Origin of the sequence: Oceanicaulis sp. UBA2681 (genome assembly GCF_002354675.1) — a bacterium.
GTDB lineage: Bacteria > Pseudomonadota > Alphaproteobacteria > Caulobacterales > Maricaulaceae > Oceanicaulis > Oceanicaulis alexandrii.
Genome location: NZ_DEMB01000001.1, coordinates 103,060 through 119,220, shown reverse-complemented (window position 1 = coordinate 119,220; position 16,161 = coordinate 103,060). Strand labels below are relative to the sequence as shown.

At 59.9% G+C, this 16,161-nt stretch carries 16 protein-coding genes and 1 other RNA gene; 8 read left to right on the top strand and 9 right to left on the bottom strand.

Annotation, left to right across the window (positions count from 1 at the left end; translation table 11 throughout):
- From B3M53_RS00620 to B3M53_RS00580, 9 genes are all read right to left on the bottom strand, one after another.
- Window positions 1-611, bottom strand: a 611-nt coding sequence (locus B3M53_RS00620) for a TIGR00282 family metallophosphoesterase (RefSeq protein ID WP_286799450.1), incomplete at its 3' end; no start/stop codon positions are given.
- Window positions 612-834: 223 nt separating this feature from the next.
- The gene (locus tag B3M53_RS00615; protein WP_273020113.1) at window positions 835-1,035 is read right to left on the bottom strand and encodes a hypothetical protein; all 201 of its coding nucleotides are present in this window, start codon (window positions 1,033-1,035) and stop codon (window positions 835-837) included.
- Between the two features lie 105 nt (window positions 1,036-1,140).
- Window positions 1,141-1,911 (bottom strand): ferredoxin--NADP reductase, encoded by a 771-nt coding sequence (locus B3M53_RS00610; protein WP_273020114.1) that lies wholly within the window; start codon window positions 1,909-1,911, stop codon window positions 1,141-1,143.
- A 108-nt stretch (window positions 1,912-2,019) separates the two neighbouring features.
- Window positions 2,020-2,748 (bottom strand): hypothetical protein, encoded by a 729-nt coding sequence (locus B3M53_RS00605; RefSeq protein WP_273020115.1) that lies wholly within the window; start codon window positions 2,746-2,748, stop codon window positions 2,020-2,022.
- Between the two features lie 132 nt (window positions 2,749-2,880).
- Window positions 2,881-3,456, bottom strand: coding sequence for a 5-formyltetrahydrofolate cyclo-ligase (locus B3M53_RS00600; RefSeq protein WP_286799448.1), 576 nt, complete (start codon window positions 3,454-3,456; stop codon window positions 2,881-2,883).
- A 20-nt stretch (window positions 3,457-3,476) separates the two neighbouring features.
- A non-coding RNA gene (gene ssrS, locus B3M53_RS00595) (6S RNA) lies at window positions 3,477-3,636 on the bottom strand.
- Window positions 3,637-3,670: 34 nt separating this feature from the next.
- Window positions 3,671-4,075 carry a cell division protein ZapA gene (locus B3M53_RS00590; RefSeq protein WP_022700434.1) on the bottom strand — a complete coding sequence of 135 codons (405 nt, stop codon included), beginning with the start codon at window positions 4,073-4,075 and terminating at the stop codon, window positions 3,671-3,673.
- Window positions 4,072-4,386 carry a DUF4164 family protein gene (locus tag B3M53_RS00585; protein WP_022700435.1) on the bottom strand — a complete coding sequence of 105 codons (315 nt, stop codon included), beginning with the start codon at window positions 4,384-4,386 and terminating at the stop codon, window positions 4,072-4,074. The genes B3M53_RS00590 and B3M53_RS00585 overlap by 4 nt, the downstream gene beginning before the upstream one ends.
- Before the next feature lie 79 nt (window positions 4,387-4,465).
- Window positions 4,466-8,017 carry a glycosyltransferase gene (locus B3M53_RS00580; RefSeq protein WP_273020117.1) on the bottom strand — a complete coding sequence of 1,184 codons (3,552 nt, stop codon included), beginning with the start codon at window positions 8,015-8,017 and terminating at the stop codon, window positions 4,466-4,468.
- Between the two features lie 153 nt (window positions 8,018-8,170).
- On the opposite strand from B3M53_RS00580, the gene B3M53_RS00575 reads away from it, so the two are divergent.
- The 8 genes from B3M53_RS00575 (at window position 8,171) to B3M53_RS00540 (ending at window position 16,154) form a co-directional block, all read left to right on the top strand.
- Complete coding sequence (locus tag B3M53_RS00575; protein ID WP_273020118.1) at window positions 8,171-9,100, top strand: sulfotransferase family protein; 930 nt, start codon at window positions 8,171-8,173, stop codon at window positions 9,098-9,100.
- Window positions 9,097-10,125 carry a glycosyltransferase family 2 protein gene (locus B3M53_RS00570; protein WP_273020119.1) on the top strand — a complete coding sequence of 343 codons (1,029 nt, stop codon included), beginning with the start codon at window positions 9,097-9,099 and terminating at the stop codon, window positions 10,123-10,125. Before B3M53_RS00575 ends, B3M53_RS00570 begins: the two co-directional genes overlap by 4 nt.
- Window positions 10,126-10,214: 89 nt before the next feature.
- Window positions 10,215-10,889, top strand: a complete 675-nt coding sequence (locus tag B3M53_RS00565) for a type II secretion system protein (protein ID WP_273020120.1) — start codon at window positions 10,215-10,217, stop codon at window positions 10,887-10,889.
- Window positions 10,889-11,935 carry a type II secretion system protein GspK gene (locus tag B3M53_RS00560; protein ID WP_273020121.1) on the top strand — a complete coding sequence of 349 codons (1,047 nt, stop codon included), beginning with the start codon at window positions 10,889-10,891 and terminating at the stop codon, window positions 11,933-11,935. Before B3M53_RS00565 ends, B3M53_RS00560 begins: the two co-directional genes overlap by 1 nt.
- Window positions 11,889-12,938, top strand: coding sequence for a hypothetical protein (locus B3M53_RS00555; protein ID WP_273020122.1), 1,050 nt, complete (start codon window positions 11,889-11,891; stop codon window positions 12,936-12,938). The genes B3M53_RS00560 and B3M53_RS00555 overlap by 47 nt, the downstream gene beginning before the upstream one ends.
- A complete protein-coding gene (locus B3M53_RS00550) occupies window positions 12,935-13,522 on the top strand; it encodes a hypothetical protein (protein WP_273020123.1) in 588 nt (195 codons plus the stop codon). Before B3M53_RS00555 ends, B3M53_RS00550 begins: the two co-directional genes overlap by 4 nt.
- On the top strand, window positions 13,519-14,007 hold the full coding sequence (locus B3M53_RS00545; protein ID WP_273020124.1) for a SctD/MshK family protein: 489 nt from the start codon (window positions 13,519-13,521) through the stop codon (window positions 14,005-14,007). Before B3M53_RS00550 ends, B3M53_RS00545 begins: the two co-directional genes overlap by 4 nt.
- Entirely contained in the window at window positions 14,004-16,154 is a 2,151-nt protein-coding gene (locus B3M53_RS00540; protein ID WP_273020125.1) for a secretin N-terminal domain-containing protein, read from the top strand. The genes B3M53_RS00545 and B3M53_RS00540 overlap by 4 nt, the downstream gene beginning before the upstream one ends.
- The last annotated feature ends 7 nt before the right edge of the window (window positions 16,155-16,161 follow it).

The following is a 16,161-nucleotide window of genomic DNA, read 5'->3' as shown; positions in this document are numbered from 1 at the left end:
CCGCACATGCCCGCATCGGTCTGATAGGCCGTGCCCTTGGGCAGGATCCTGTGATCGGCGGTGGGCACATGGGTGTGGGTGCCGACGACCAGGCTGGCGCGTCCGTCACAATAATTGCCCAACGCCACTTTCTCGCTCGTCGCCTCGCCATGCATGTCGACGATGATGGCGTCCGCCACCGCGCCCAGCGGGCACGAATCAATCTCGTGGCTGACCGAGGCGAACGGATCTTCCAGCGGCTGCATGAACAGGCGCAGCATCACATTCATCACCAGAACCCGGCGGCCATCCGGCAGGTCATAAAGCCCCGCTCCGCGCCCTGGTGCGGTGCCCTCGCGGTAATTGACCGGGCGCAGCAGCCGCGGCTCACGCTCAATGTGCGACAGGGTTTCGGACTGGTCCCAGGCGTGATTGCCGAGCGTCAGAACATCCGCGCCCGCGTCGTACATCTCGTTGGCGGTCTTTTCGGTGATGCCGAAACCGCCCGCTGCGTTCTCGGCGTTGACCACGACGAAATCGAGCTGGAGCTGTTTGCGCAGATCAGGCAGCGCGTCGCACAACCCGTCCCGCCCTGACTTGCCGACCACATCACCAAAAAACGCAATACGCATGAAACCGCCTATCCTTGCTCAGGCGTGCGGATATAGGCGAAGCGGGCGTGTTAGGCCAGCGAGACTAGCTCTTGTCAGTATGAAAATTCAGAGCTGTGCTTGTGAAAAGCCTCATTTACTGGAATCTTACACGTCTATGAAATCACAACAACATTTAGAAAATTTACCAACCGCTGCAATAACACCGGTAAATCACTAAGCATTGTGCATCTACTATTTTTACCTACTTGCGCCGCGCCTCATACTCAGCTTGTGTTGGCAATACATCAAAGGGCGGCTCATAACCGCGCGCGCGATACAGGCTTTCGTCAAGTGGCATTTCATTTCCGCCATTAACATCAGCTACTTGCGCATACGCCTCTAAGCCACCGATGCTGTCCGCTTTCCAGATGCCACGCCTCTGTTTCGATCTATCATTCGACATATGCTTCTCCCTACTTACAGCTAATAATGTAGGGGGGTAAGCGCAGGAACGATAGCTTGGATTTAGTCGTGAGTTGCAATCCAAGACGCTACCTAGGGTCCAGTCTCAACCCACAAACGATTTTTCGACCACATATTGGGCCGGACGTGCGTTGGAGCCTTCTTTCAAGCCCGCACGGTCACACCGCTCCTTGCACGAATTGAGCATTTCCATGGAGCCGCAGATCATCACCCGGTCCGTTTCCGGGTTGAGCGGCGGAACGCCCAGCTCGTCATAAATGACACCGTCATCCATCAGCTGGGTGATCCGGCCCTTGCGCTCAAACTCCTCGCGCGTGACGGACGGGTAGTAGACCAGCTTGTCGCCGACAAACTCGCCCACCAGCGGGTCTTCGCGCACGGCGTCCACCAGCTCCTTGCCATAGGTCAGCTCGGCGACCTCGCGGCAGGTATGGGTCAGGATCACCTGATCAAACCGCTCATAGGTCTCAGGGTCCCGGATGACAGACGCGAAAGGCGCGATGCCGGTGCCGGTTGAGAGGAGATAGAGCCGCTTGCCCGGCTCCAGCGCATCGAGCACCAGCGTGCCGACAGACTTCTTGCCCATCAGGATTTTATCGCCGGGCTCGATATGCTGCAGCTGGCTGGTCAGCGGGCCGTCGGGCACCTTGATCGAGTAAAAATCAAGCTCTTCGTCCCAGGCCGGGCTGGCGATGGAATAGGCGCGCAAGAGCGGCTTGCCATCGACCATCAGGCCGATCATCACAAACTCGCCCGACCGGAAGCGGAAGCTCTGAGGGCGGGTCACCCGGAATGAAAACAGCCGGTCGGTATAATGCCGAACCGCAATGACTTCCTCTTCCGTGAACGCGCCCATTCGCCGTCTCGCTTCGTGCAGTTGATACGTGAGGGCGTTCTAGGCCGGAGCCGAGGTCTTGCCAATGGTTCGCGCTGCGGCGCGCGGTCACGCCCGTGACAGGCTGGCTCAATCTCCAAAACCTGGATCGCGCGCCTTGTCTGACACGGGCAACCGTCCGAAGGCGGAATGCACGCCAGACAAGTAATGGGGTTGGTTGGTGTTCACCTGCCCGGGCAGAGCGAAACTCCCCAGATCAACGGTGGAGCCGCCGGCATAGCCCAGGCTCTCGACCGGGCCGAAGGCCGCCTCGATCTGCGCGATGCCTGCAGCATCCGCATAAGCGGCGTAGCCATTGGGATCGGTTTGCGCCGCTGGATCGCAGCCGGCGGCGGCGCGCGTATGCTCAGATCCGCCCGCACACAACAGGCCGCGCAAGGCGCCCGCCGTGCGTTCACTGACGGCCGGGCCGGTATCCGGCGCCCAGCCCGCTTGTCCGCCTTCCGCCGTCAGCACCTGTTGCAGCGCCGGATCAGAGGGTCGCGAAGGGGCCGGCGCTGCAACCTCGGCCTGACGCTGGGGCGCAGGAGCAGGTTCGGCAGGCGATGCATCAGAAGTGAGCTCTGGCGCCTCTTGCAGCGGCTCCAGGACGGGTTGAGGCTCCACAACGGGCTCGGGCTCGACTTCGGGGACCGTCACCATTGTCAGATGGATCGTACGATCCGGAAGAGGCTGCGGGTTTGGCGCGTGCAACAGATAGAGCGCCGCAGCGCCTAACCCCAGATGCAAGGCCGCCGCCATAGCGCCCGACCCCCATTTCAGCACAGTCGGGCTGATTTCGCCGGTCAGTTTCGACATGGAAACCGCCGCAAATGAAGGGGAGGCGAGCGCGTTCATTCATTCCGCCGCTTGATTTTGCACCGCAAGTCAGACAGCAGGACGGCTTGGGGTCAATGGCGTGAACGCCAGCTTGCCGCTTTGTAATGCGGTTCAGGGGGCGATCTGGTGCGCGCCCTGCTCCGTGACGACCCAATCGAGACGTATGTCGTGCGCCTCGGCGGGAATTTTGGCCAGCTTTTGGGCGGCATAGGCCAGTCCGACGACGGTCAAGGGACCCGATTGTTTGAGCTTTTCCAGAGTGCGGTCATAAAACCCGCCGCCATAACCCAGTCGCCGCCCCTTAAGGTCAAATCCGACGAGAGGCACAAGGATGAGGCTCGGATTCAGTTCAGCATGGTCCGCCCCCGGTTGCCGCGTCCCGAACGGTCCGGGCTCCAAAGGCTGGTCGAGCGTCCAGCTTCGAAAGGTCAGGGGCTGATCCTTGCCAACGACGCAGGGCAGGGCGATGCGCGCCTGCTCCAGCGCGAAGGTCTCAAGCAAGGTCTGAGGGTCGATCTCGTCGCCGATCGCGGCGTACCCCGCCACCACTTGCCGAACCTTCGGCCAAAGGCTGTCGGGGAAGTGTTCGACCAGCCTGCGCCCGGCGTCGGGCTCTTTGGCGTAGGCCGCCGCCCGCGCGGCCCGCGCCGCGCGCCTGGCGTTTGTCTTGCGCCAGGCCGTCAGCATGAAAGGTGGAAAGGCAAGGTGGCGGCGCCAATTCCGCCGGTGGTCGTTTTCCAACCCTGATGACCCGGTAAACCAGGTGGGCGCCGCTTAGATAGGACCACGGTCCAGTCCAGAGGCAGCTCCCTCTCAGAGATGTAAGGTCCTCGGGATGTTAAGACCTGTCGAACGGTCCAGCTACCGCCGCTGATATAGATGGGGTCGCGGGGCCTCGCGCTCAAGCGCTTTCTCCATCAGACGGCTCCGGTGACGCAGTCATCGCATCGGTCGCCGCCTGGACGCCGGTCATGGATTCGAGCTGTTCGGCTGCGCTGATGAGGGCTTCCGCAGCCCGCGCCCGGTCCGCACGACGGCGGGCGTCGGCCTGAGACACCTTCCCTTTGAGGTCCAGAACCGTGTCTTCCAGTTCATCGACCTTGCCCCGGGCCTCGCGCATCTCATCGGTGACGATCAGGGCCGCCATCAGTAGAAGGCGCACATCGCCGATCTGTCCCACCTTGTTCGCCAGATCGCGCACATGCGTGTCCAGATGTCCCGCCAGCTCCCGCAGATAGGCCTGCTGGCCCTCTTCGCAGCCGATGGTGAAGGCGCGTCCGTTCAGGGAGATGGTGACCTTGCTCACGCTGTCTCCTCTGCATCGTCGCTCGCGGCGAGCAGGGTTTGAAGGTCGCTCATGGCGGCGTCAAGCGCTTGCGCAGCGTCGGTCGCGGCGGCCTGGAGTTCGTCTTCGCGCGCTTGCGCCTCATCCAGCGCTGCAGCCAAGCGGGCGCGGTCATCATCGAGATCACGCGCCGCTTCCACATCGCCAGCAGCCGCGCTCAAACGCAGCTGGTAGTCATCCAGACGCGCGCCAACACGGGACACGGCCCGATTCAGCCGGTCGACGGCATCAGCCAACGGATCGTCGGCGGCAGGGGGTTCAGGCGCACTCATGCCCTTAAAATCCGCCTTTAACGGCAAAAGTTCAAGCAGTGTGACAGGGCGAGCCTGAAAGAATCTCTGCGCCCGGCCTTCAGCTCAGCTTCAACTGCGCCAGCATGTCTGACAAACGGGTCCGGACGACCTCGCGCGAGGTCTCCCGACGGGCGAACTCCACGCCGGCCTGACGCACGTCATTCCAGCGGTTTTCATCGTCAAGCATGGCGAGGATATGGCGCACGAAGCCTTTTGCGTCCTCAGAGACCAGAACATCGACCCCCGGGGTCAATCCCATGCCCTCCGCCCCGATCGGCGTTGTGATGCAAGGCGTGCCCAGCGCCAGGCTGGCTGCGACCTTGCCCTTTGCGCCCGCGCCATAGCGCAGCGGCGCGACCGAGGCGCGGACCTCACTGAAGAAGATGTCGACTGTTTCGACAAAGCCCAACACCTTCACGCCATTCTTGCCATCCAGCGCCTTGAGGCGATCGGGCATCTTGCTGCCCGCCAGGACAAAGCGCGCATCCGGCTTCTGGGCGCGCACCTCGGGCCAGACTTCAGACAAGAACCAGTCGACGGCGTCCACATTCGGCGGATGCCCAAACCCGCCCAGAAAGCCAATTCCCGAGCGGCGATGAAAGCCCGCTGCGATTGGCTCAGGATCATAGATCAGGGGCAATTTGAACGCGGGCGTTTCCGGCGCCTCTTCATCCAGCAGCGCGATTTCAGTGTCCGAATGCGGCAGCACCGCATCCGCTGCACGAATGATCGCCAACTCTCGAAGCTTGGTCTGCGCCGCGGAGTCCTGGGCCAGCGCATCATCGGCCAGTTCAGCCTCCCGATGCTCGCGCAGGAAATGCAAATCCGCGGGCATGAAGGCGATTTTTGCTTGCGGCGCGTGAGTGCGCAAGGCGCCCATCACGCGCTCGGCGGCGGAGAAACGGTGCACGATGACCAGATCAAACTCTGCCCCCCGCGCCGTGATGAACGGTTCGAAGCGCGAATAAAACGGGTGATAGATCGTCTCGACGCCCATCGCCTGCAACGGTGCGGAATACGCCTTGGTCCACAGGAAATTATCGACCGGGACGAAGGTCACCTTATAGCCCAGCGCCTGCAGAGCCCGCATCGTCTCCACCGCCACCAGCGACCCCGCGTCGTGCTGGGGTTCGGGCGTCGTCATGTCGATGAACAGCACACGCTTTGTAACGCCGCGCTCTTTCTCGCGCTCGGGCTGCTGCCCGTTGGGACGGTGCGCCGCCAGCACGTCCGACCAGCGGTCGCGTAAGTGTTCGAGGTTTTTCACCTGATACGCCTTGGCCCCGGACGCGAGATCCGTGCCCGAGCTCACCCCTTCGAAATGGATCAGCATGGAACGGGGCTGAAAGACGGTGCGCAGCCCCTCGGCGCGTACGCGGAACGCCAGGTCCGCATCCTCGGCATACGCCGGGCGGAAGATATCATCAAAACCGCCGAGCTTGTCCCACAACGCCCGGGGCAATGCGATGGAAGCCCCGGAAATGTAATCCACGTCCCGGGCATAGCTGAACTCTGGACGTCGGGGGTGGTCAAACCGGCCCAGATTCCAGGCGGAACCGTCCTGCCAGAATATCCCGCCCGCTTCCTGTAACCGGCCGTCGGGATAGATCAGCTTGGAGCCGACCAGACCGACCTTGGGATCGCCGTTCAGCGTCTCCACCAGCGTATCCAGCCAGTCGGGCAGCACCAGCGTGTCATTATTGAGCATCAGCACATGCCGACCACACGCCTGTTCCGCGGTCAGATTGCAATTGCCGACAAAACCCTGATTGGTCTCGTGGCGCACCCAGCGCACATGATCCATCGGCACTTCTGCCGCCGCCTGAGTGCCGTCTGTGGACTGGTCATCGCCCACCAGAATTTCAAAGCTCGCCTGCGGATTGCTGACGAAGACGCTCTCAATGCAGGCCAGCGTGTAGGAAATCTGATTATAGGCCGGAATGATGATGGAGACGTCCGGCATCGACGCGACAGGGCGCTTCGCCGCAATTTTCGCCAGCCGTTCCGCCAGCTTGCGCGCGGCCTCATCGCCCACGACCGTTTTGATCGGCGGCTGGCCCTCTGACTGAAAGGCGAGATCATAACGGCTGATCAGTTCGGGGATATAACTCGCCGCATCGCCATACTCTTCGGTCAGCACACTGTTGAGGGTCTTGATCTGCGAGCGGGGAGACGTCGCGGACGCGCCGCTTTCAGGGGCGCGCGCAGCATCAAGCTGGGCGGCGAGCTGTGACGCCTTGCGGGCGCGCAGACGCGCAGCCATCTGCCCCGTCGCCGTCCACCAGACAGCTTTCAGACCGCGCCGGATGAAGTTTCGGACGCCAGGAAGGCGCGTCATCACAGCCCTGATCGGCGTGGTAGCTTTCCAGATCGAGCTGTTCTCGATGGCTTTCAGACGCACGGCCTCTGCGCGCAAGGCTTGGCGTTCGGAATCAGCGGCGACGTAATCGGCTTGGGTGCTCGCCAGCTCATGTTCCAGCGATTGAGCGTGGTCCTGATAGGCGCGAACAGAGATTTCGAGCGCTTTAAAATCATTCACCAGTTCGGAAATTTGCGATGAGAGACTGAGGTTCTCATTTCTCAAATTCCCCAAAGCGTTCGAGGCGTTAAGGAGCTGCGTCAAAGTCGCTTGCTTCTCACCCTCCGCTTTCTCAAAAGCGGTGCGCGCCTGGTCGCGTTCCTCCGTCAGAGTCGCTTCGGTCTGCTTTTGCGCCTCTCGCGCTTTGTCGCGCTCACGTTCAATTTTTGCGACCTGCTTGTGGCCCTCGGCCCGGACGCGCAAAATGGCGGCGCGGCTTTGACCGGCGCGGCGCAAGACCTCGTCTTCCACGGCATCCAGATCATCCGATAGGTTTCCGGCTTCCGCCTTGTCGTGCAAATCAGAGATCGCGGTGAGCAGTTCGGCCACGCCAGCGCTGAAATCAGCCTCAGCGCGAGACCGAGGCTCCGTGAGAAACGCGTCGACCTTAGCCGCGGCGTCCGGCGTGATCTTGAGCCCGTCAAGCCCAAGACTCGAGCGCACCGTTTCAATGACCGCCCGCCAATCCTGGCGCAAAGCTGAATAGCTGACCACCGCGCCGCCATTGGCCTGAAACGCCTTGAGCGCTTTCAGGCTGTACCAGGCCCATAACAGCCCCGCTTCATCGGGCGTGAATTTGTCGCGGTGCGCCAACGATTGCGCCACTTCCGCCGGATCCCGGTGGATCAGCAATTGCGCCGGTGCATAGCCCGCCCGCTCAAGCGCCTGTCGCCAGGTGGGTACATAAAGCGTGCAGCGCGGATCTTTCACGGCGATCAGCTCATGGCCTTCGCCAAACGCCGTCTGGAGGGTGTCCGTCGCCGCCTTGACGGCGTTTCGCGGCAGCGCCCCTTGGAGCGTCTCATCTTGCAGGAAGGGCGCGTCCCAGGCCGCATCGGCTTTGGCCAGCCAGGCGTCGTTCAGGGCGACCACGCCCGTGGGCTCCCAATAGCCGGACTTGTTGTACGCATTGGCCGGCATCAGATCCTCAGGCAGATCCGCGCCCAGAAGGTTGAGAATCCGCGTGAGCGCTGAAGTCCCTGAGCGATGCATGCCCAGAACCATGATCGCCGTTGAAGTGTTTTCCGTCATATGTCCCGCCAGCGCCTTGTGATGCGCAACTGTGTAGCCCTTATCGGGGCCGCCCCGTCAAGACGAGAAGTGTGCGCTTCATTGCGCCTGAAGTGAAAAATGCTAAACACGCTGCCTTAGTGCAGATTACTGCTTGCCTCAGGCGCGTCCCGCATGTCCACGTCATCGCCCCGGCCCGTTTTCATCATTGGCGCGCCGCGCTCGGGCACTTCAGTGATGACCTGGGCGCTCGGCCAGCATCCCGACATTCAGCCCATGCCGGAGACGGCCTGGATCGCGGCGGAAGCGGTGGCGAGTCTGCAATCGTTCAGACTGGGGTCCGAACGCGGAGAATTCTCACACCTCTCCAATGTCGACTTCCCGTTCGATGCGTTCCTTGAACACAAGGGTCGCGCCATCAACGCCGTGGTTCATGACGCCTTCACAAGACGGCTCAAGCACAAATATGGCGAGGATGGCCGCCCCAGCGCCGACCAGCTCGCAGACCCTGAATTCCTGCACATCCGCCTAGATCCGGACCACGCCAAGACACGCTGGATCGACGGCGCGCCGATCAACACCTTCTACACCTGGGCACTGGCGCGGATGTTCCCCGGCGCGCAATTCCTGTTTCATCTGCGCGCGCCACAGGGCGTCATCGCCTCGCTTGAAAAATTCGATGTCGCTGGAGGCGTCGCCACCGAACGCGAGACTGCGCTTGGAATCTGGATGGACCATGTGCGCGCCGCCTGGAACACCGAGAGGGCCCTTGGCCCTGGCCGTGTCTTCCGGGTCGACTTTGATCGTCTGCAATCTGAACCCGAAACGCTGATGGAGACCATCTGCGCGTTTCTGAATGAGCCATCGTGCTCAGAGTGCGCCGCCTTCCTGAACCGCCGCCTGAACTCTTCGGGCACCCATCAGAGTGATATTCGCGACACGCTGGACCAGCTGGAGCACTTCAGCGAAGCGGAGGCTTTGTACGCCGCCATCACAGAAACACGGAACACGACGGCGCAAGAACGCGAAGACGGCGAGCGCTATATCCGCGAGCGCTTTGAAAGTCTCTCCGCAGATCGGCCTCTACTGGGCGGCCCGGCATGACCGACACCCTTGCCTCACCGACCCCGCCCACAATCACCGTCATCATCGTCGCCTATAACAGCGGCGATTTTCTGCAGCCTTGTGTGGATGCGCTGGCGACGCAAAGTTTCACGGACTTTGAGGCGGTGATTGTGGACAACGCCTCCACAGACGGCGCCGTGGATTCGCTGACCTTGCCGGACGACCGCTTCCGCATTGATCGCCCGGGCGAAAATCTGGGCTTTGCGGGGGGCAATAACCGCGCGGCCCGCGCGTCACATGCACGCTGGATCGCCTTGCTGAACCCGGATACGCGCGTCGCGCCGAACTGGCTGGAGGCCCTGCTGGACGGCGCACGGCGCTGGCCGGACTGTCCGGCTTTCGGATCCACTCAGCTCAGGCTGGACGAAGCGGACATCCTCGATGGCGCAGGCGATGTCTGGTACGCGGGCGGCGTGGCCTGGCGGGCGCTGGAAGGGCGACCGCTGAGCGATAATCCACCAGAAGGCGAGACGTTTGCGCCTTGCGGCGCCGCCGCCTTCTATGACCGCGCGCGGTTTGTCGAACTGGGCGGGTTTGACGAGCGTTTCTTCTGTTATTGCGAAGATGTGGATTACGGATTTCGCGTCCGCCTGACCGGACAGATCTGCATCCAGCTCACAGACGCCATCGTCTATCATGCTGGCTCGGGGACCACGGGCCGACACTCGGAATTCACCCTGTTTCACGGTCACCGCAACCGGATCTGGGTGTTCTTCAAGAACACGCCGGCGGCGTTGTTGCCGGTCCTGACGCCGCTTCATCTCGCGATCAATGTGTATTTGTATTTGCGGGCCGATGCTGAACGGCGCAGTTATCTCAAACGCGCCTATGCCGCCGCCTGGGAAGGCCTGGGCGCCGTGATGAGCCAGCGCAAAGCCTTGCGCCGCATCAGGACCGGGTCCCTCGCCTCGCTTATGCGGGCCATGATCTGGTCGCCGGTTCTGGTGACCCGGCGCGGCGCCAAGCTCACGCGGACAGGCGAGCACACCTCCAGCCGTGATTAACATTGCACACGACTCACACCGAGTGCGTTCAAACCCTTTTTCAGCCGTGCTATTACCTGTAGGGCGCTTTTGAACCGATCTGGAAGACCATGAACCGTTCCGCCGGGTACACGCTGATTGAAGTCCTCATCATGCTCGCGGTCACGGCGATCCTGGCCGCGACGGTACTGGAAACCGTCCGCGCTTCAGCTTCCAACGGCTTCCGGATCGAACAGGCCGCCCGCAACGCGTCCCAAGATTACATCACCCTGGCCGGCGTCCGCCGGGCTGTGGATGCAACCAAGCCCGACTATTTCGATGCACCGAACACTTTCAATGGCAATGGCGCTGAGTTTTCCGCTCTAACATCCCAGCCCCTCATATCCGTGCGGCCAGGCGTACACCCTTACACGCTTCGGATTGAGAATACGTCGGAAGGGTCCGCCCTGGTCTACGAAGAGCGATCCAGCGCTCTGCAAGTTGCATTCTGGCCCCGAGCTGAGGGGCGATTTGTCTATTATGGCGAGTCCAGTGCAGACCGTACCGGCTTCATCCGTCGAATGGGCGAGCCCGTTCCTCGCAACTGGTCGCCGATCTGGCCGCCATCATCAGACGTCAGCCAGACTGCAAGCAGCAACACCAATTCCTATTTCGCAACCCAACCACTTGCGGTTCGAACTGAAATCCGTCTGCCAGATGGCCGTACCCAAATCATAGCGTTTCACTTGTCCACCACCGCTGGCCCTACTCCTCGCGTTGAGGACCTGCTCGGAAGGCTGCAATAATGAGCGCTCGCCCCGGATACGCCCTGCCGCTCACGCTCGCCGCCATCATCGTGATCGCGATGGTCGCAACAATCGCGGCCCAACAAGTGCGCAACTCCACGCAAACCATCACAGCGCTCTCAGACCAGATGCGGATTCGCTCAGAAATGATCTCCGCGGAGCAGACGCTCATCTATGAGCTTCTGACCGAGCCGATGACGCTGAATGGTGTTTCTGTTGGGCAAGTCAGCGATCCTGCAGCGCTTCTTTTCGGCACTGGAGCGCAATCATCCACACAGACCCTGATCTTGGTCAATGGACAAGCCTATCACTATGGCCAGGACTATCCCGTTATTGCACGCCTGTATGCTGATCAGACTTTCTTGAATGCGAACAGTCGCGATCCCGTCTACATTTCAGACATGCTAGATCTGTTCGGAGTTCCTCGCACCGAACACTCGCGCTTTGTGGCGACGCTGATTGATTATCAGGATCAAGACAACCTGCGAAGTTTGGGCGGGGCGGAAGCGCGAGATTATGAAGCGCCCGGCCTTCCAAGTAACAAGCCATTGCGGGACGCGCTGGAATTATGCGCGATAAAACACTGGTCTGACTCTGCAGTCTGCGAGGATAGAGGTCGCCTCCTTATGACGCTCCGTACGCGCTCAGCTGACCGGATGAACGCGAATCTCGCATCTGAGGCTCTGCTGACTTTCCTCATGCCGGACACGCAAGCGGAAGAAATAGCGCGTGTTCATTCAAGCTTCGCTAGGTCAGAACTGAGATCGTTCAGCGAGATTGGCGCCCCGGCATTTGACGAGATCCGGGACCCGCTGAGCATCGCAACGACAGCCGGCCCAAGACTGACGCTCATCACGCATAGCCTCGACGGTGTCATAAGCCAGCGTACGGTCGTGGAACTCACGCCCACCAGCCTGATCTCGCCCTTTGTGGTTCACAGCAAGTACGCTATTGGGGGAGATTATACGCAAAACATTTTGCGAATTGAGAGAATCGACGATGTCCCGCCGCTTCCCCAACCGACCGCAATCACAACTGAGTTCTGAGAATGGCCTAGACCGAGAAGGGGGTCGTCTTCAGCGTCTGGTTTTTGGTGAACGCATCATCATTACGCGAGCGCTGTGTCACTATGAAACCATGCCGACGCCTGCTGGCGGACACAGCCTTCAAAGATACGAAGCCGTCAAGTTAAGCGCCAAAGCACGCACCCCAATCGCAGACCCAGCATTCCATTTTGACTGGGGCGAAGATCGTATCGGAATCTGGAGCTGGCCGCGCCATTTAACCGCTGATCTTGCCGATTTCGAAGGTGAAACTCTTCCTGAAACCGTACTCCATCCGCCCATGGTGACCGGCGCTCGCTTGGTGGAATGTATCGATGGGTATGAAGGTCAAGCCTGGCAAGACCAGACCCTGATCGCCAGTCGATGGTGGCCAACGCCGCCCAGTACGACAGACTGGGCAGGATTTCTGCGTGCGACCCGGATGAGCGGAGGAGACAGCATTCAGCCAGTACCTGTAGCTCTCGACCTTCTTTCAAAGCCTGCGAATGCGCCGCCGTACACAGTTCTTGTGGATCGGATAAAAACCATTGGTCTGCGCGACCTAGCGGCGTTGGTCATGGTCTTCCTGGCGGTTCCAGCGCTCTATTTGCTAGGTCAGTGGGCTCAATTGAGCCATGCGCGCGCTTCAGCAAGCGGTGAGCTCGCGCAACTTTCTCAAGAAACAGCTGAAATAAGCGCCGCCAGGCAAAGTGCGCAAATGACATCTGATGAATTGGCGCTGTATGCGCAAGCCCTCAATCGTCGCCACCCGGCCGCGCTATTAGCAAGCGTCAGTGAAGAACTTTCCCGTTTCTCCCTTCGCTTGGATTCTTTCGAGCAGAATGAAGACCGGTTGACGCTTGTCATCCACTCAAATGAAGGTTTTGCACCAGAAGCCCTGGTTCGCGCCATGGAGAACAACCCGCTTATGAACAGCGTCAGCGTTGAGCCTGGACGTGGGGCTGGTGAGTGGAGTCTCACGGCCAATCTGGAGGCCCAGTCATGACAGAGCGCGGCAAGCTTTCTCAATGGACCGGCAAACTTCAAGAACAGGCGACGCCTCGCGCTCGTATCGGCCTGGGCCTGTTGATCGCCATTCTAGCCATCTGGGGGCTAGGTGAATTGAGCGCGTCCACTTCTGCGCTTCGTGGGGATGTTGAAGAACTGCATCGCGCCCGGCGCCTGGAGCTCAGCCTTCTCAGTGACCAGAGCTGGATCATGCAGGCTGAAACCTTGCAAGATCAATTATCTCAGACACAGTCTGATTTTTGGCGAGGCGCGACAAACGGCATTGTCGCCGCGCAGCTGCAAGGTGCTGTCGAGACCGCAGCCCGCAACGCAGAACTCACTGGTAGCCGGGTCAACGTCCAAGCCACCCCGGAGCCACTGGGAGACACAGCCAGTTTGTTTGAAATTTCACTGTCAGGTCGTGATTCTGAAGGGCAGTTTCTGGCGCTGTTCCAGGAATTAAGCCGTCTGGATCATCAGGTTGTCATTACTCAGTTCAATTGGCGGCGCAGTAACGGTTCACTCGATCTTCGCCTTCAAGCGCCAGCTCTCGTCACCTCGTCCACGGAGGGTACGCCATGACCTCACGACTGCGGTTACTGATGGCCGGATTTGCTGCCGTCGCGGCGTTACTCTTCGGATGGCTGAACGGCGTTTCAAATTCTGGCGACGCACCTGAGGGACGCCGAAGCGGTTTGACTGTTCCTCAACTCGCCGCCGCCGAAGACATTGATCGCGCTGTCCGCGCCATTTACGAATCCAACCTGTTCCCAAATGCACATCTCCGTCAGGAGAATGGGGAGGGAGATGGAACGGGCGCTCCACAAACGGTTGAAGAATTAGAACAATCGCTCAGAGACCCTTCGCTCTCTGCGCTTGTCAAACGAGAAGACGTCTGGCGCATCTTTCTCTATGGTGACAATGAGGGGGCGCAAGTGCGCGAGGTTGGGGATCAGCTAGCGGACGGCTGGATTATTCAAGACATCACTTCAACCTCAGTCCTTCTTCAGAAGGGCGAGCAAACGCGTCTGATCGAGACATTCAAGGCGGAGCCTGACACACAATGAACGCTCTTCGTATTTCACTGGCGTGCGCCACAGCGCTCTTCACTGTGGGCTGCGCATCACAGAACGGTCCCTTACGCCCGGAATGGCTCACCCTTCCAGACACAGTCGTGACACAGAACGCGCCAAACCCATCCGACGTGGCTGAAGAGCAAACCCATGACGAAACCCTAAGACCGCAGCAGCCATCGCTCGTGGTGACCCGCAATACTGTCCCGTCATTGCGACGAGGTCGAAATGGTGGAGAAGCAGCGTATCTAGACACACCCGACTTGCCGGACACCCTGATCAACGTCACCCTGCCGCCACAACCCGTTCCGGCGTTCGTCAATACAGTCTTCAGCGACATTCTTGAGCAGCCATTCAGCCTTGGCCCGAATGTAGCGACGCGAGAAGAACTGATTTCACTCCGCAGCGTCAATGACATGGAGCCCTCCACCTTCCTCACGCTTGTTGAGCAAGCGCTCCAGGATTACGGGCTTGGCGTAACTTATAACGAGGGCCTGTTCCGAGTTGTCGAGCTGGCTGAGCTACGCGCCCAAATGCCCCGTTTTGTCCGTGCAAGGGCGCATGCAAGCGTGCCTTCAGATTTACGGCCTGTCGTTCAGTTTGTCGAACTGACAGCGATCGACGCCGTAGACATGCAACAAATCCTGGAACAGGCGTTTCCAGACCGCAATGTCCTGAGAATCGCTAATAATCGTCTGCTGAACACTCTGACTCTGAGCGGATTGGCTGAAGATGTTAACGCGGCAATGGCCATCGTTCAGCAGATGGACGAATTGCGGTATGCCGGCACTCAAGTTGTCACCGTCAGCGTACGCAACTGGGACGCGACTGCACTTGCAAACTCGATGAGTCAAATCATGACGCTTGAGGGCTATATGGTCGGAGTCGGTGTTACGACGCCACGTTCCCTCACCCTGCTTCCGCTAGAGTTTACCAACCAGATCATGATTTTCGCAGCAACGCGGGATCTCACCGATCACGCGCTGGCGTTGGCTGTGCGACTTGATCGGGAAGCCTTCAATGCTGAAGTGCGCATGCCGCACGTCTATCAAGCGCAAAATACTGAGGCGACAATTCTGGCGGAAGTTATTTCCAGCGTCATGGGCTCATCCTCGGCTTCTGTCGATGCGACTGGGAGCGATGACGCAACGGGCAGCAGCTCCTCGAACTCAGACTCCAGCGATTTCAGCGCTCAGAGCTATGGCAATGTGACGGTCGATGAGCAGGGAAACCGGGTCATCTATTATGGAACACAAGCTGAATATGATCAGTTTGTCAGCTTGGCTCGCCAACTGGATACGCCGGTTCCTGAAGTCATGATTGAAGTGACGATCGCTGAGGTGACCCTCACTGACGATTCGTCCTATGGTCTAAATGCAGTCTTCGACTCAGAACTCAGCGCAGGCTTCAGTGCAGAACTAACCAGTAATGGCAGTTTTTCTGGCACAGTGCGGACCGGCCAGGTCACTTTGAACGGCTCTGCCGCCGCCAATAACAGTCAGGTCAACGTGCTTTCAACGCCTCGAATCGTAGCCCGGTCAGGTACTGAGGCGACCGTTCAAGTCGGTAATGACGTTCCAATCATCACTTCCCAACGCGCCGCAAATTCTCAATCGGGCGGGTCGACCGATGTTTTGCAAACTGTTCAGTATCGCAGCACCGGCGTGCTCCTGAGCGTGACCCCGCGTGTGTTCAGCGGCAATCGCATTGACCTGGAAATCTCGCAAGAAACCAGCGCCGCTGAAGCGAACAGCAACTCCGCCATCACGAGCCCACTCATTTCCACACGTTCAATGAATTCTCAGCTCTCTTTGCAAGACGGGCAAACAGCTGTGCTGGGCGGTCTGATCGAGAACAGGTTCACACGCGGCAATTCAGGAATTCCCTTGCTTAAGGATGTGCCCCTTCTCGGAGCGCCTTTCCGGAATGAGACCTTGAACGCGACCCGAACCATGCTTGTCGTTCTCGTAACCCCCTTTGTTCTGGACACACGCAATGACCGGCAACAGGTAGTGGACACTCTTGTTCGCGCATTAAACTCCAACTTTGAGAATCAATCGCGCGCCAATGGCACGCTGTTGCCACCCAGTGAACCGTTCCAGATTCGCGCCGCTGGCGGTGCGGCCTCTGATCAGGACTAGAGTCTGG

Excerpts from the sequence above, each read along its gene's own strand:
- B3M53_RS00545 (WP_273020124.1), top strand. The coding sequence starts at position 13,519 with ATGACCTCACGACTGCGGTTACTGATGGCCGGATTTGCTGCCGTCGCG.
- B3M53_RS00585 (WP_022700435.1), bottom strand. The coding sequence starts at position 4,386 with ATGAGTGCGCCTGAACCCCCTGCCGCCGACGATCCGTTGGCTGATGCC.
- B3M53_RS00555 (WP_273020122.1), top strand. The coding sequence starts at position 11,889 with ATGTCCCGCCGCTTCCCCAACCGACCGCAATCACAACTGAGTTCTGAG.
- B3M53_RS00610 (WP_273020114.1), bottom strand. The coding sequence starts at position 1,911 with ATGGGCGCGTTCACGGAAGAGGAAGTCATTGCGGTTCGGCATTATACC.
- B3M53_RS00570 (WP_273020119.1), top strand. The coding sequence starts at position 9,097 with ATGACCGACACCCTTGCCTCACCGACCCCGCCCACAATCACCGTCATC.
- B3M53_RS00605 (WP_273020115.1), bottom strand. The coding sequence starts at position 2,748 with ATGTCGAAACTGACCGGCGAAATCAGCCCGACTGTGCTGAAATGGGGG.
- B3M53_RS00580 (WP_273020117.1), bottom strand. The coding sequence starts at position 8,017 with ATGACGGAAAACACTTCAACGGCGATCATGGTTCTGGGCATGCATCGC.
- B3M53_RS00550 (WP_273020123.1), top strand. The coding sequence starts at position 12,935 with ATGACAGAGCGCGGCAAGCTTTCTCAATGGACCGGCAAACTTCAAGAA.
- B3M53_RS00560 (WP_273020121.1), top strand. The coding sequence starts at position 10,889 with ATGAGCGCTCGCCCCGGATACGCCCTGCCGCTCACGCTCGCCGCCATC.
- B3M53_RS00540 (WP_273020125.1), top strand. The coding sequence starts at position 14,004 with ATGAACGCTCTTCGTATTTCACTGGCGTGCGCCACAGCGCTCTTCACT.
- B3M53_RS00600 (WP_286799448.1), bottom strand. The coding sequence starts at position 3,456 with ATGCTGACGGCCTGGCGCAAGACAAACGCCAGGCGCGCGGCGCGGGCC.
- B3M53_RS00615 (WP_273020113.1), bottom strand. The coding sequence starts at position 1,035 with ATGTCGAATGATAGATCGAAACAGAGGCGTGGCATCTGGAAAGCGGAC.
- B3M53_RS00565 (WP_273020120.1), top strand. The coding sequence starts at position 10,215 with ATGAACCGTTCCGCCGGGTACACGCTGATTGAAGTCCTCATCATGCTC.
- B3M53_RS00575 (WP_273020118.1), top strand. The coding sequence starts at position 8,171 with ATGTCCACGTCATCGCCCCGGCCCGTTTTCATCATTGGCGCGCCGCGC.